Origin of the sequence: Vibrio sp. VGrn 2 (assembly GCF_009361695.1) — a bacterium.
Lineage (GTDB): Bacteria > Pseudomonadota > Gammaproteobacteria > Enterobacterales > Vibrionaceae > Vibrio > Vibrio diabolicus.
Genome location: NZ_RBWD01000014.1, coordinates 71128 through 85528 on the forward strand (window position 1 = coordinate 71128; position 14401 = coordinate 85528).

The window sequence follows — 14401 nt, forward strand, 5'->3', positions numbered from 1 at the left end:
TGCAATGAGAAAAACACATTATTGTTTACCCTCTATTACAGCGTCTTACTTATGGTAATAATTGCATTATACCGACTTTCATTACCAATTATAGTGATTAGGTGTCAAAAAATTCACTCCGCCGACATTTCGACGTCTATTTTCAGTTGATTAGCTGTTGAAATAACTACAATCGACTGACCATTTTCATAAGTATAGTGACAAACATAACGATCAGTTTTGATGGATCCACTGATATCTATTAACTTATTGGTCATTATTTTACGTTGTGGATAATGCACTGCTAGCCAATAACCACAATCTAAAACACCTTGTTGAGTAAAGGGAGACACTAGCCCGCCCTCAGTCATGGTGAGATTAAAACCATCCATCAGCATATGTTTTGGCTCGCCTTGTACTAACCAAGCTTGACGATAACGCTGAACACTATCTTGCATCCAAACTCTCGCCAACTTCGCTCCGGTCACTTGCGCCTGCTCGGTAACAGGACGTAATTTGACCGCCAAGCCAACAGCAATGATGGTAGCAATTACCCCAAAAACGATTAGCGTCGCTCGACTTTGATTTTCAACCACCGATTAGCCGCCTTTGATGATGTCTAGCATTCCCCACATTGGCAGGAAGATACCCAGTGCTAGCACCATGACCATACCAGCGACAATCACCAAAAGTAGCGGTTCTATTCTTGCGGTCAGTGTTTTTAGATCGTAATCAACTTCTCTATCGTAAAAATCCGACACTTCCAGCAGCAGCTCATCAATACGACCGGTTTCTTCCCCTACTGCAATCATCTGAATCACCAAAGGGGTAAAGATTTTACTGTTGATGGCAGTCACTGAAATGGTGCTACCCGCTTCAATCGCGGATTTCATCTCAAGAATTCGATTTTCTAAAAAGCGGTTCCCCAGGGCTTCCCCGGCTAAAGCTAAAGACTGGTTAAGTGGAACGCCTGATTTCAGCATCAACGAGAAGGTTCTGGCAAAACGAGAAAGCTGCGCGCGATTAACGATATCGCCCACAATTGGCAGCCGAAGCCGAAACTTATCGAACTTTTCCCTACCATCAGCCGTCGCCACCCAAGCTCTGAAAACCGCAAACGCACCAATCATTGCCACAATCAGCAATATCCAATAATTAACAAAGAAATTAGAAGTAGCGATCAAAATACGCGTCGGCAGTGGTAACTCAACACCAAAGCGCGTAAACATCGATGCAAACTCAGGGATCACCAAGATATTCAATATAAACATGGCGATGGTAATAAAGACAATCACAAACGTCGGATAACGCATCGCCGCTTTGATACGTTTACGAGTCTCGAGTTCCTGTTCGTAGTAATTTGCCAGTTGCAATAGCGCTTGATCGAGTCGACCCGTATTCTCACCTACATTGATCATAGAAACGAACAGTGGGCTGAATACTTTGCTGTGTTGCTGCATCGCAGAAGACAAACCTCGGCCATTACTCAGTTCAGAAACGACATCTTCCAGTGCCTCTTTGAGCTGTTTGTTTTCACAATTTTGCAGCAGGCCACGCATAGAACGCAGCAACGGTACGCCCGCTTTAGTTAAGCTAAACAACTGGCGAGAGAAAAGAATGATCACTTCCAATGGAATGGCTGGCACAAATAGCTTAGACAAGCTCACTTGGCTTTTTGTCGACTCTTTCTCTAACCGCACATTGAGCGGGATGATCCCTTTGTTCATCAATGCTTCCGCTGCAGCTTCTGAGTTCACTGCCTCGATTTTGCCGTTAGTGGATGAGCCGTCTAGAGTACGACCTTGATAACGAAAAGTTGGCATTCACTTACCTATATGAAAATGGGATCAGTCTTACCAGAAGCGTCACCTTCACCTAGGGTCATCACTTCATCCAAGCTGACGGTGCCTTGCAGCGCCAGTTCCATCGCCGAGGCAAGCAGCGGCTTATAGTTTTCTGAGCGACGCGCGGCTTGCGCAAAACCGACCGCATCGTTGGCGCGCAGTTTATCCATCATTTCTTGCTCCAGTTCGAGCATTTCAAACACACCAATTCGGCCTCGATAGCCAGTCAAGTTACAGTTTTGACAGCCTGCACCTTTATAAAAAGTGGTGCCCACTTGGTTTGGAAAACGCCCAGCTAACCACTGTTGGCGTGACTCGTCTAGATGGTCTTCTGTTTTGCAATCTGGACAAACACGGCGAACAAGACGCTGCGCCACCACAGCTCTGACCGCACTGGCAACCAAGTAACCCGGCGCACCCATATCAATCATGCGTAACGCACTGTCAACCGCGTCGTTGGTGTGAAGAGTGCTCAATACTAAGTGACCCGTTAGTGCAGCTCGTAGACCAATTTCTACCGTTTCTTGGTCACGCATCTCACCGACGAGAATAATGTCTGGGTCTTGACGTAAAAAGGTTCGAAGCACACGCGAGAAAGTCAGATCGATCTTACTGTTTACCTGTACCTGAGTGATGCGAGGCAGGCGATATTCAACCGGGTCCTCTGCTGTAATGATCTTTTTCCCTGGCTCGTTGAGCTCACTTAATGCGCCGTAAAGCGTGGTGGTTTTACCTGAACCTGTCGGCCCCGTCACCAAGATCATGCCGTACGGACGAGCCAACTGTCGACGTAAACGAGCAAGCAAATCTGGCGGCAAACCTGACTCTTCTAATGGACGCAAACCAGCAGACTGGTTAAGCAGACGCATTACTACGGACTCCCCGTATTGCGTTGGTAGCGTCGACATACGAATATCGATTGATTGACCACGCACTTTGATATTGAATCGGCCATCTTGCGGCAAGCGCTTCTCAGAGATGTCTAGGTGCGCCATCAACTTCAATCGAAGAACCAAAGCCGATGCGATATTCACTTCATTCAGGATGGTTTCATGCAGTACACCATCAATACGCTGACGTAAGCGCAAAACCTGATCGTCTGGCTCAATATGAATATCCGATGCCCCGACTTGTACCGCATCTTCAAACATGGAATTAACCAGCTTTACAACGGTAACTTCCTCACTGTCGGTTCCATCAATACCGTAATCGAAGCTTTGCTCATCTTTATGCTCTTCATGCAACTGTTCCGCGAAAGAAGCGATTTCTTTGGTGCGGCGATAATAGCGGTCAAAGCTTGAAATGAGTTGGCGCTCTGAAGCCACAATGAACTCAAGGTTGTATTCACCTAGCAAATTCATCAGTGACTCTTGGATGAACAAATCTGCAGGGTCACTCATAGCAACGCGCAACGTGTCCCCATTTCGAGCAACGACCATCGCACGTAAGCGACGTGCGTGTACCTCAGGTAGAATCTGTACCGCTTCCGCATCCACAGGGGCACGACCAAGATCGATCAATGGCAAACCAAGTTGTTGGGACAAGAAGTCCAACATTTGCTTCTCAGTAATAAAGCCGAGATCAATTAACGCATCGCCTAGCTTCTGCCCGGTACTACGTTGTGCGTTTAGTGCTTGCTGGATTTGTTCTTCAGAGACGATCCCTTCTTCAACCAGAAGATCGCCTAAGCGTTTTCTCAACTGAATTTTCATTGTGCATTCTCCAGCTGTTTCAAGATGCTCAAACGGTCACGAATAAACGCTTGCGATTGATTCGAAATGCCAACTTTACCCAGAGCTTGGTTGTAAGAGTTGATCGCGGCGGTAAACGTCAGCGCGCGCTCTTGTTGAATCGCTAAACCTAGCCACCAGCGCGCATTTTCCGGCTCACGTTGAGTAAGGAGTTGATAACTCTCAAGCGCAATATCATTCTGCTTGTGTTTTTGTGCCAATGCCGCACGCATCGCCAAGTAATCTCGACTTGGTATTGGAGGCAAATGCACAAGCGGACTCAGCGCCGCTTCAGGTTGATTAGCTTTCACTAACAACTTAGACAAGGCCAAACGAAGTACTTGGTTGTTCGTGTCAAGGTTGATCCCTTCTTGGATAATCTCATACGCTTTACGCGTGTCGCCTTTGCCAAAGTACAACGCCGATAATTTTTGACGCGTGTCTGCATTCATTGGCTCATAACGTAACGCCTCAGCATAAGCCGACAACGCCGTTTGCATATCGTTAGCATCCAGTGCTTTTTCCGCTCGGCTAACCGCTTTAAGAGATAACTGGCGGTGCGTCAGCTCAACCTGCTCAATACGCATTGAACTGTTTTCTGCTGTCGTGCGGGTTACGTGATTAGATTGCTCATCGCTTGGCATCGTTGCCACTTGCGCGAGTAGCACTGCATCTTCAGAGACCGCATTTACCTCCGCTCTTGGCGTGAACCTATCAGTCTCAGGCATATGAAGCTGTTGCGCAGCCGGTTGTGTCACTGGCTTCGTGTAAACCACATGGGCTGTCTCGGGCGTCATTTTACTCGTTGGCGAATGAGTACGCTCTGATGATGTGATTGACGAAGCATTCACTGACGACAATGGCATGGTTTCTGTTTGAGCAGATGAAAGCTCGCCTGAAGGGATAGGACCGCGAGAGACCGCCCAGCCGCCCACCGCAAGGCTTAACGAGAAACCAGCAACGAGCCAAAGCCAAGGTTTACTGCGTGAAACGTTGGGAATGTCCGCACGAGTAAGCTCTGACGGTGATGTTTTTTCAGCGAGTTCTGATAATGCTTTATTGATGGCACTCAAGGTTGACTCCATCCCCAAAATACGGGTGTTTTAAACTTAGGTTTACGGGCATCAAACGTATCGTGCATAGCTGCGTAAACGTGATGATTTTTTAATAGTGTGCAACGATCATTAAATGCCGCAAGCAACGACTTGTGGCTAATTTGGTTGATCAAACGTGGAATCCCCATGGATGAACGCCAAATCGCTTTTTTCTGCTCAATAGAAAAAATGTGCGCTCCATTGCCTGCCTTGTCTAAACGATTATTGATGTAAGCCACGCCTTCATCGATAGAAAGAGGACGCAGCTGACAACTAAACGTAATACGTTGACGAAACTGCCTTAGCTCGTGGCTGGCTAACCGCTCATCCAACTCAGGTTGTCCGAATAACACCAGTTGAATGAGTTTATCTTGTTCCGTTTCTAGGTTACCGAACAGACGCAATGTTTCTAAAGCTTGTGGAGAAAGAGCTTGCGCTTCATCGACGATCAAGACGGTTTTCTTTCCCGCAGAATGCACTTGAATCAGGTGTTCTTGAATGAGAGAAACAATACGTAGCGGGTCATCGTTATCGATGCCTAACTCTCTGGCGACAGCAAACTGCAACTGCTCTCCATTCAAAACTGGATTAGGTAAGTAAATCAGCTCGACTTCAGATTCAATCTGCTCAATTAACTTACGACACACCATGGTTTTTCCGGTGCCGACTTCTCCCGTCACCTTAATCACCCCTTCTCCCATTTGCACAGCGGCTAAAATGGTTTGGATCGCCTCATAGTGAGGGACTAACCCCAAGAACATTTCTGTGTTTGGGGTTAACGAAAAAGGCTGAACTCGAAATCCAAAATGTGACAAGTACATACTCGAATCACAAACTCATTGAAAAACGGAACCTTTCCCCGCGCTTATTGCGCATCTGGGAACCACTCTTGCAGCAGATCACGAGAGCGCTCTAGCTCTTTCTGCCAAGAGTTCACACCAACTACGGTCGGTTTTAGCAAAATGACCAATTCTGTTTTCTCAGTCACGTTATTTACGTTGCGGAACAAATGCCCCAATGCGGGCACATCGCCCAAGAATGGGACTTTAGAAACAAGCTCACGATTTTGCTGTTTCATCAAACCGCCGATAACCACAACATCGCCATCTTTAGCACGAATAACCGAGTCAGATTCACGAATAGAGCTTTTTGCCAATGGCAATTGGATGTTTTGGAACTCACCGCCCAAGTTCAATTTCTTCACTTCTTCCGAGACTTCAATAACCGCAGGGTGAACATGCAGGAACACATTGCCTTTGTTATCAATTTGCGGAGTCACATCGAGAGAGATACCTGAGAAGAATGGTGTCAATTCCACTTCTGGAACAGCATTTGAGTTTTCACCGTTGCCTGCATTGCTCGATAACTCGGTAACAAAATACTCATCGGTACCCACTTTGATGACCGACTTTTGATTGTTGGCTGCGGTAATACGAGGGCTCGAAAGAACGTTCAAGTCACCTTGCGTAGACATAAAACTCAACACAGCATTGAAGTTGCCATCAGAGATAGTCACGTTGGTTTGGCCGCCCAATAGCGTGCCAATCGCATCCAACGGTGGTAATGCCGACGCTGGGCGGTTCACGACGACACTACCCGAGTTACCAATTGACGCCGATAAGTTCGACCAGTTGATGCCTTGTTGGTAGCCATCATTCAACGTCACTTCTAGAATTTTAGCTTCAAGAATGACCTGACGCTGCATGCGCTCCTGCGATACACCTAAGAACTCACGGACTTCTCGAATATCATCTGGAAACGCTCGAACCGTAATCACTCCAGCTTGTGGTGTTACGACAACGCTTTGTCCTTTGCCTGAACCAATTAGATTCGCAACGGCTTGCTGCAGCATCGGCCAGAAGTCACTTTCAGTGATGGTTTCGATGCGCGTACCGCCCGTAGATGTGGTCGAGCTATCGCCGTTGTTACTTCCATTGTCAGAGTCTGATGAGTCAGAACTATCTGAGCTACCGCCAGAATTAGACGTACCAGCCGAGGTCACTGAGCCCGTGACAATGCTCGTCAATGATCGACCAGAGCGTTTGAACTGGAGGTAATCAACAGGAATGGTTACCGTACGCATACCAGCAGGGTAGATTTGAATAACTTTGCCAGACTTCACCACATCATAGCCATACATGTTCTGTACAACGCTCAGGACTTCATCCAACGTAACATCTGACAAGTTGACGGTGATATTACCTTGTACCGCTGGATGAATCGCCACGCTGTACTCAGTGCCTTTGACTAGAGAGGCAAAGAAGCTTCGTGCATCGACCGCATTCGCTTGAATACGGAAACGCTTCGAGGTGCCTTGCTCTGAAGCAACATTCGAGTCTAAGTTAGGCATCAGGTCCGCTTCGACAGAAGAAGGAATTTCTTCTAACGTGCGGCTGTTCGCTTGATTGATAGATTCATTGAGTGCTTCTTTGACTTCCACGGGGTCACGGTGACCCATTGAACATCCCATTAAAGAAGCAATCGTTATTCCTACAACTAATTTGCGCATATCTGATCAGGCTCTGGTTATTATTTTTTTACGTTTAAACCAAAAAGCTCTAGGTCCCACTGACGGTTACCACGCTTTAAAGTTACAAATTCACTATTAATGCTCGCGACGCGATAACCCTTAAATAGCTCGCCTTTTTCAACAAGCTTGTTATCCATAATCGCGACACAAGCAGTACTTGGCTTACACACAATACTGTTGAGCGTAGGCAGTCGGTACTGTTTTGCTTTTGGTTTCGCTGACGTTTCAACCGCAGGCTTTTCCCAGCCAAGTGGTGCCGTTGGATCTTGGTTCGCCCAAGCGGTTCCTGTCGCAGCCATGACAAGCAATGAGATGATGAGTTTTTTAACCACCAATAAACTCCTCTCGAGATCCTAGTGTGTAGACTTCCAACACAAGCTTCGCTTTCGGGTACTCTTCGACTTTGTAACTAAAGCTGCGCCAATAATAACTGGCAGGAAGGCTCTCCAACTTATTTAGATAATTGGCAATAGAAAAGTAGTCGCCAGTCAGCTCCATGCGTACAGGGTGCACGTAGTAACCAGAGTATTGCGATGCTTCTTTATCTTCCGTAATTGGCTCAGATGGCAAAGTTTGCAAAGACAAAAGGTGAATGCCACTTTGCTGCTCTAATACATTTTCCAGCAGCTCAGCCATTTGCGAAGGTGTAATAAGGTGTTCGATGATCTCCGCTAGCTGCATCGAAAGGTGCTGACTTTCTGTTAGCAGGTTAGATATCGCGCGATCAATCTCAGCGTTTGGATCTTTCTTCAGCTGCGCTTGAATACGTAGCGTGTCGATTTCAATCTTTTGATTGGCTTGCTTTAAATTGCTTAGTTGCCTCTCATTACTGATGATCTCGTTAAGCTTTGGTTCCAGTACCAGCGTAAAAAGCAACATGATCACGACAACTAAACCACACAGCGCGATAAGCACTTTTTCACGCGCGCTCATTTCGCCAAAGCGCTCTTCTAATGAGATCCAGAATTCGTTCATTTCTCTTTATCCTCGCGCGTTTTTAGTTCAAACGTCACAATATCCTTATCATTTCGGCCAATTTTGACGTCGTCAAATGTCCGGCCAACCAAGCTAATTTCATTTTTAAATTGGTTAACCCAACTTGGTACTGAGCTCGGCTTTTTCGCCAGTCCCTTCAGATCTAAGGTATGGTTATTGATTCGAATTTCGGACAAAGAAATTTCTTGGTTTCCTAGCTTAGCTAATGATTGCATCACGCCAGAGTAACCCGTACGCTGCGAGTCATCGTATTTCCCGACGGCTTTAAGCGAGTCTCGCTTCGCCTTGACTTCACGCTCTAAGCGGGCTTTAGCTGCCAGCTTATTATTGTCGGGCTGATGCTTACGTAGCTTGACTTGATAGCGTTCAAGCTCTGACTTCATGATATCGCCTTTGCTTTTTACAATAGCAATTTCATCTTCTAAACCACGGCTCTGCCAAGTCACATAGCCGTAAGAGAGTAGAATGGCCGCAGCCGCGACACCCCAAGATAACGCGATATTTCTTAGTGTCAGGAGCTCTTTTTTCGGCTTTAAGTAATCAGGGTATAAGTTAACGCGTCGAGTATTAGAAGCCGCAGCAGCATCTGCTAAAACGTGTCCTGATAACTCATGTTCTGGTGGTAATAACGGAGAAACTTTAGTGCTTAAACGGTAGTTCAGAGACTGAACAAGCTCACTCTCATCCTCCTCATCACAACACACTTTCAATTGATGCAGCTGCACATGGCGCAACTGAGAAGAAAGATAATCAATCGAACGTTGCAGTTCTAACGAGAGGCTATCCATCTGTAACTCGCTAGACGGAACCCCCGTTAACGGTGGCGTCACACTGCGAATCGAACGATGGAACGCGATAGTATTTTCGACAAAAGCGCTAATACGGAAGTGACCACGCACACTGCGTTGTAATAATAGGAAGTTACCTAGTTCACCTGCGGTCTCTCCCCAAATGTCGTCTTCAGGAAGAATAGCTTCTAATGGCAACTGGGCGCGACTGGCCAGTAACACGATCTTATCCAACATTTTTCGTGATAAGACGTAAGCTTGCACTTTGGTTGAATTGGGTAGCTCTACCGCATCTGCAATGATGTCAACGGCACGCTCAGAGATCAGTTCTTTCAACAAAAACGGTAATGCTGCAGGCCATTCTTGGCGCGGCATGACAGGTTTGTCGATTTGATACATCTGATAATAGTTATGAGAAAGGACAACCGTTAGAGAATCATACGCACTCGCAGCAACGCTCAATGCTTGCTCTACGGCTTTCTCCCAATTGGATTCAGAAATATCAAATTGGTATGGGCGGCCACTTTTTATTGAAGATGATAAATAAACGGCGTCTGGCTGAATAACCAAAAAGCAGGAACGACCACCACCAGATGATCGTTTGAGCTTGTCGAGTAGTGCTTTGAAATCCATGATTATTATCTTTATTTTTTACGCCAGCGATTTCGTCTTCCCAATTTCACTTGGGATTCTGATTGAGAACTTGGCAATGCTTGTGGACGAGGAAGAAACTGCTGCTCTGCAGAGAAGTAGCGCCCTTGCCCACCATAAACCCCGAGTTCAATTAACGTGTTGAGCTCGTTTTGATTCTCAATTCCCACTGCTATGATTTTAGTTTTACTGTTTGCCGCGGCACCTAGCATGCTGCGGACAAATAGCTGGTTCTCATGTCGCTGGTCGATTTTTGCTACTAAACTGCGATGAAGTTTAAGGTAACGAATATCCACTTCTTTTAAATAGTGAGTGCTGACGATGGTTCGTCCAGCCTGCCCAACCATTAAGTGGCACCCTAAACCGGCCAGCATTTTAGCGACTGGTCGCATAAAGTCTAAGTGTCTTACAAATTGTGCTTCAACAAACTCAAAACTGAGACACTTTCTCTGTTCACGTGACAACTGTAAGAGTTCATCACGAAACCATTTAAAGTACTCTCGGTTAGAAAAAGGCGTTACATTCAAATTGAGCGCATACGATCTTGAGTTATCAAAATTATCCTTAAATTCTCTTAAGAATTTATTAATAACTGACTTATCCATTTGCGCTTCATAACCAACCTGTCTGATCGCAGAAATAAACCGAGACGCTTTAACAATACCATTCTCAGGATCGCGAATCCGGCATGTTAACTCTTCATATAATGATTTTTTATGCGTCGCGTCACTTATTGGGTGCACAGATTGTGCGTAGAGTATCACATTTTCTGGTGTAAGTGCTGTGTCAAATAACGTTCTCCACCTCACACTTCCGCGAGCTTCTTCATCGTGGTTCCATTTTTTGAAGCGACTCCAATTATTGTTATTTTGTAGTTGCGCACTACGCAAAGCTGTCTCTGCCTCATCGATGATTTGGCTGTGTCGCTCACCCTCTTTATAAGTAGTGATGCCGATATGACACCAGTTATCTGGGTCGAGTGGCTCTGGCGGAATTAATTTTTCTAACTGGCGAATGCATTGTGATGCCAAATTAGCCACATCTTTGGCACTTTGATGCGGCAGAAATAACGCAAAATCAGCATCGTAATAACGAGAAAATACAACATCAGGATATCGCTGAACTAAGTTGGATAATAAACTCCCAACTTCAACAATAAACTCATCCGTAATTTGCTTATCTTGCTCTTCTTCAACCAGTTTCCAGTCTTGAATACGTACTAGCAACACGGCGCCGCGAGCCCCACTTTCTAGTAACGCCGATTCCAGTTTGCTATCAAATAGCACTCGATTGGCGGTACCTGTTAACTTATCAAGGAAGGTTTGAGTGCGAATAAAGGTATCAAATCGACTTCGCTCTTGACGCGCATCTTGTAACTCTTCAATTAATACATCGAGCGCTTCACTGGCAGTATAAGGCCATTCTTTTTTGTCACCTTTTGCATACTGCTCTACCCGACCAGCAAGGATCATCCTGCCTCGCTCTTCGAGCATTTCAGAGCCTTCTAATTGCTCCTTAAGCCACGCAACGCCGCGCATTAAACAGAAGATGATCAAGATAACGGCAAGCGTGATCGACCAAAGCGCCTGCATTGAGTAGCTGTAACCTAAGTAAGGCGGGATCGCTTTAAAATGAATCGTGTAATCTTGATTGTGAGTCAGTTGGTATTCTGTCTCAAACAAGACTGACGCTTCCATTTGATGAGAAGTATCTTTGAAGCGATAAACAACCGCATTGTTGGTCGACAATGTCATTTCGACAATATTGGAAGCCTGCAACATTTTCGGCATCCAGCGCTGCATAGAATAAGCAGCGTCAGGATCTTCCATCTCCTTGTCGACCACCTCTACGATCCCTTCTAAATAATGGGTGAGATATTCCTGCCCAAGACGTTTAAAAGAGAGGGTGCCACCGACAAACAAGATAAACATGGCGCAGATGACGATCATGGTGACAAAAGCCACCAGCCGTGTGCTTAACTTAAGAGTTGGGGTATACCTCATGAATACCAAATTCCTTTTTTATTCATCATATACCTTATTGAAATATTTATACTTGATAAGAGTTCATCAAACAATCGGATTCGTCTGATAGTGAGAGGCTGGAGCATAAAGAACATCACACTCATTGATAAGTTTTATTGTTACGCCTAACCTTGCAGAGATAAGCCTTTGAGCTCATTAGATAGTGACAATAAAAAAGACCGCGATATTCGCGGCCTTTTCGATTCAAGCATAAGCAGAATTTAGAACGGGATATCGTCGTCAAAATCCATTGGTGGCTCATTGTACTGCTGCTGTGGTTGCTGCGGAGACTGCTGTTGTTGCTGTTGCTGAGGCGCATTGTACTGCTGCTGAGCTGGTTGTTGAGGCTGACCCCATCCACCTTGCTGCTGCTGTTGACCGCCCATTGGTGCGCCGCCACCTTGACCACGACCGCCAAGCATTTGCATTACGCCGTTGAAGCCTTGAACAACGACTTCAGTTGAGTAGCGATCTTGACCGCTTTGGTCTTGCCATTTACGAGTTTGCAGTTGGCCTTCAATGTATACTTGAGAACCTTTACGCAAGTACTCACCTGCTACTTCCGCAAGTTTGCCGAACAACACAACACGGTGCCATTCCGTTTTTTCGCGCTGTTCGCCAGTCGCTTTATCACGCCATGAATCAGAAGTCGCAATAGTAATGTTTGCTACTGCACCGCCGTTCGGCATGTAACGAATTTCAGGGTCGTTACCTAGATTCCCCACCAAAATAACTTTGTTAATTCCACGGCTGGCCATGATGTGCTCCGTTTCACTCTGGATATATAAAATTTTAGCGCATTAGAATAGCACGCTTTAATGTTTTGATTAAAGCCTAATACCATTGTGATCTAATGAGTCACCTACTAGAACCCAAATCGCATTTCAACTTACGCATGTAGCACTTTTGATTCGCGTTGCAGACATCGTTTCGTGAAGCTTTGAATTCGAACGCATTTATTCAGTAAAGCTATGGTTATAACCTCTCTTTAATGCCAACTTATGGCCTTTATTGAACACTGGGAGATTTGAACACGTGAGAAAGTCGGCTTACGCAAGAAAGCTATTTCTGATCAGTATGGAAGATAATGCGGAAAAAAAGGTGGCGGCACTCGAAAAGTACATTGATATGAGTATCCCGGTGATTTCGACCGAAGCACTCATGGAAGCTAAGCCACAGCATCGTAATAAAATCCTACTGATCGACTTCAGTGAACATAAATCACTCGTTCAATCGATCAAAAACTTACCGCTGGTATGGAAGAACTTTGAAACCGTTGTGTTCAATGTCCCTAAAAGGCTGACCACGGATGAGCTTCTTTCATTTGGTCAATTAAAGGGGCTGTTCTATTCCGAAGATACGCTAGAGCAAATTGGAGAAGGGTTAAAGGGCATTGTTAACGGTCAAAACTGGCTGCCGCGTAATGTAACCAGTCAACTTTTACACTATTACCGTAACGTCATTAACACTCATACTGCCCCAGCCACGGTAGACCTAACCATTCGCGAGCTGCAAGTACTGCGTTGCTTGCAAGCTGGTGCCTCGAACAGCCAAATGGCCGAGGAATTATTTGTCAGTGAATTCACCATCAAATCGCACTTGTATCAGATATTCAAAAAGCTATCAGTGAAGAATCGGGTTCAAGCAATCGCTTGGGCAGATCAAAACTTAATGTCATGATGCGATGCCGCGACTCTTATGACTAAAATGACGAGTCGCTCATCTTTTTTCCGCACTGAGTCTCACACTTTTTCCTACTTTATTCATGATTCATTGACGCCTCTCGTGTTAAAGTTATGCGCAGATTCTTGATAATAACGAGATAGGATATTCCCCCAATGATTAAAAAATGTCTGTTCCCTGCTGCAGGCTATGGCACTCGCTTCTTACCGGCAACGAAATCTATGCCAAAAGAGATGATGCCAGTCGTGAATAAACCGCTTATTGAATACGGCGTTGAAGAAGCAATTCAAGCTGGTATGAACGGCATGTGTATTGTGACGGGTCGTGGCAAACACTCTATCATGGACCACTTCGATAAGAACTACGAACTGGAACACCAGATTAGCGGTACCAATAAAGAAGAGCTATTGGTAGATATCCGTGAAATCATTGAATCTGCAAACTTCACTTACATCCGTCAACGCGAGATGAAAGGCTTAGGCCACGCGATTCTGACCGGGCGTGAACTGGTGGGTGACGAACCATTTGCCGTCGTTCTTGCTGATGACCTTTGTGTCAACGAAGAAGAAGGCGTGCTAGCTCAAATGGTGGCGCTATTTAAACAGTTCCGTTGTTCTATCGTTGCCGTACAAGAAGTCCCAGAAGATGAGACTCACAAATACGGCGTTATCTCTGGTGAAATGATCAAAGATGACATCTACCGCGTAGACGACATGGTAGAAAAACCTGAGAAAGGCACGGCACCAAGCAACCTTGCGATCATTGGTCGCTACATTCTGACCCCTGATATTTTCGAACTGATTGAAAATACAGAGCCAGGTAAAGGTGGTGAAATTCAAATCACTGACGCGCTACTTAAACAAGCAAAAGCGGGCTGTGTCTTGGCTTACAAATTCAAAGGCAAACGCTTTGACTGTGGTAGTGTTGAAGGTTACATCGAAGCAACTAACTACTGTTTTGAAAACCTTTATCTAAAAGATGAAAAAGCCTCTGAGTTAGGTAAACACGCAACACAAAAAGCGGTATAAAGCATCGTCGTAGTACGAAATTATTGTTTCTAAAGCCCAGCATTATGTTGGGCT

At 45.5% G+C, this 14401-nt stretch carries 13 protein-coding genes; 2 read left to right on the forward strand and 11 right to left on the reverse strand.

What is annotated here, in order from left to right:
• Nucleotides 1–113 precede the first annotated feature (113 nt).
• The 11 genes from D8S93_RS19920 to D8S93_RS19970 form a co-directional block, all read right to left on the reverse strand.
• Nucleotides 114–575, reverse strand: a complete 462-nt coding sequence (locus D8S93_RS19920; protein ID WP_319803051.1) for an MSHA biogenesis protein MshF — start codon at nt 573–575, stop codon at nt 114–116.
• 3 nt (nt 576–578) lie between these two features.
• Nucleotides 579–1802, reverse strand: a complete 1224-nt coding sequence (locus D8S93_RS19925) for a type II secretion system F family protein (RefSeq protein ID WP_152815038.1) — start codon at nt 1800–1802, stop codon at nt 579–581.
• 8 nt (nt 1803–1810) lie between these two features.
• Complete coding sequence (locus tag D8S93_RS19930) at nt 1811–3535, reverse strand: GspE/PulE family protein (protein WP_152815041.1); 1725 nt, start codon at nt 3533–3535, stop codon at nt 1811–1813.
• Nucleotides 3532–4626 (reverse strand): tetratricopeptide repeat protein, encoded by a 1095-nt coding sequence (locus D8S93_RS19935; protein ID WP_012841371.1) that lies wholly within the window; start codon nt 4624–4626, stop codon nt 3532–3534. Before D8S93_RS19935 ends, D8S93_RS19930 begins: the two co-directional genes overlap by 4 nt.
• Nucleotides 4623–5468: an ExeA family protein gene (locus D8S93_RS19940; protein ID WP_005397403.1), complete on the reverse strand. Its 846-nt coding sequence runs from the start codon at nt 5466–5468 to the stop codon at nt 4623–4625. Before D8S93_RS19940 ends, D8S93_RS19935 begins: the two co-directional genes overlap by 4 nt.
• A 44-nt stretch (nt 5469–5512) precedes the next feature.
• Complete coding sequence (gene mshL, locus D8S93_RS19945; RefSeq protein ID WP_074191839.1) at nt 5513–7156, reverse strand: pilus (MSHA type) biogenesis protein MshL; 1644 nt, start codon at nt 7154–7156, stop codon at nt 5513–5515.
• A 20-nt stretch (nt 7157–7176) separates the two neighbouring features.
• Nucleotides 7177–7509: a hypothetical protein gene (locus D8S93_RS19950; RefSeq protein ID WP_012841368.1), complete on the reverse strand. Its 333-nt coding sequence runs from the start codon at nt 7507–7509 to the stop codon at nt 7177–7179.
• Nucleotides 7502–8152 carry a type II secretion system protein GspM gene (gene gspM, locus D8S93_RS19955; RefSeq protein ID WP_054868338.1) on the reverse strand — a complete coding sequence of 217 codons (651 nt, stop codon included), beginning with the start codon at nt 8150–8152 and terminating at the stop codon, nt 7502–7504. The genes D8S93_RS19950 and gspM overlap by 8 nt, the downstream gene beginning before the upstream one ends.
• Nucleotides 8149–9594, reverse strand: coding sequence for an MSHA biogenesis protein MshI (locus tag D8S93_RS19960; RefSeq protein WP_152815044.1), 1446 nt, complete (start codon nt 9592–9594; stop codon nt 8149–8151). The genes gspM and D8S93_RS19960 overlap by 4 nt, the downstream gene beginning before the upstream one ends.
• A gap of 11 nt (nt 9595–9605) precedes the next feature.
• Nucleotides 9606–11615 carry an RNase E specificity factor CsrD gene (gene csrD / locus D8S93_RS19965; protein WP_048626836.1) on the reverse strand — a complete coding sequence of 670 codons (2010 nt, stop codon included), beginning with the start codon at nt 11613–11615 and terminating at the stop codon, nt 9606–9608.
• A gap of 242 nt (nt 11616–11857) precedes the next feature.
• Complete coding sequence (locus D8S93_RS19970) at nt 11858–12394, reverse strand: single-stranded DNA-binding protein (RefSeq protein ID WP_152815046.1); 537 nt, start codon at nt 12392–12394, stop codon at nt 11858–11860.
• Between the two features lie 277 nt (nt 12395–12671).
• Between D8S93_RS19970 and D8S93_RS19975 the strand changes: the two genes are divergently transcribed.
• Both D8S93_RS19975 and galU read left to right on the forward strand, forming a co-directional pair.
• Nucleotides 12672–13316 carry a LuxR C-terminal-related transcriptional regulator gene (locus D8S93_RS19975; protein ID WP_065645062.1) on the forward strand — a complete coding sequence of 215 codons (645 nt, stop codon included), beginning with the start codon at nt 12672–12674 and terminating at the stop codon, nt 13314–13316.
• Between the two features lie 158 nt (nt 13317–13474).
• Complete coding sequence (galU, locus tag D8S93_RS19980) at nt 13475–14347, forward strand: UTP--glucose-1-phosphate uridylyltransferase GalU (RefSeq protein ID WP_005397418.1); 873 nt, start codon at nt 13475–13477, stop codon at nt 14345–14347.
• Nucleotides 14348–14401: the final 54 nt, after the last annotated feature.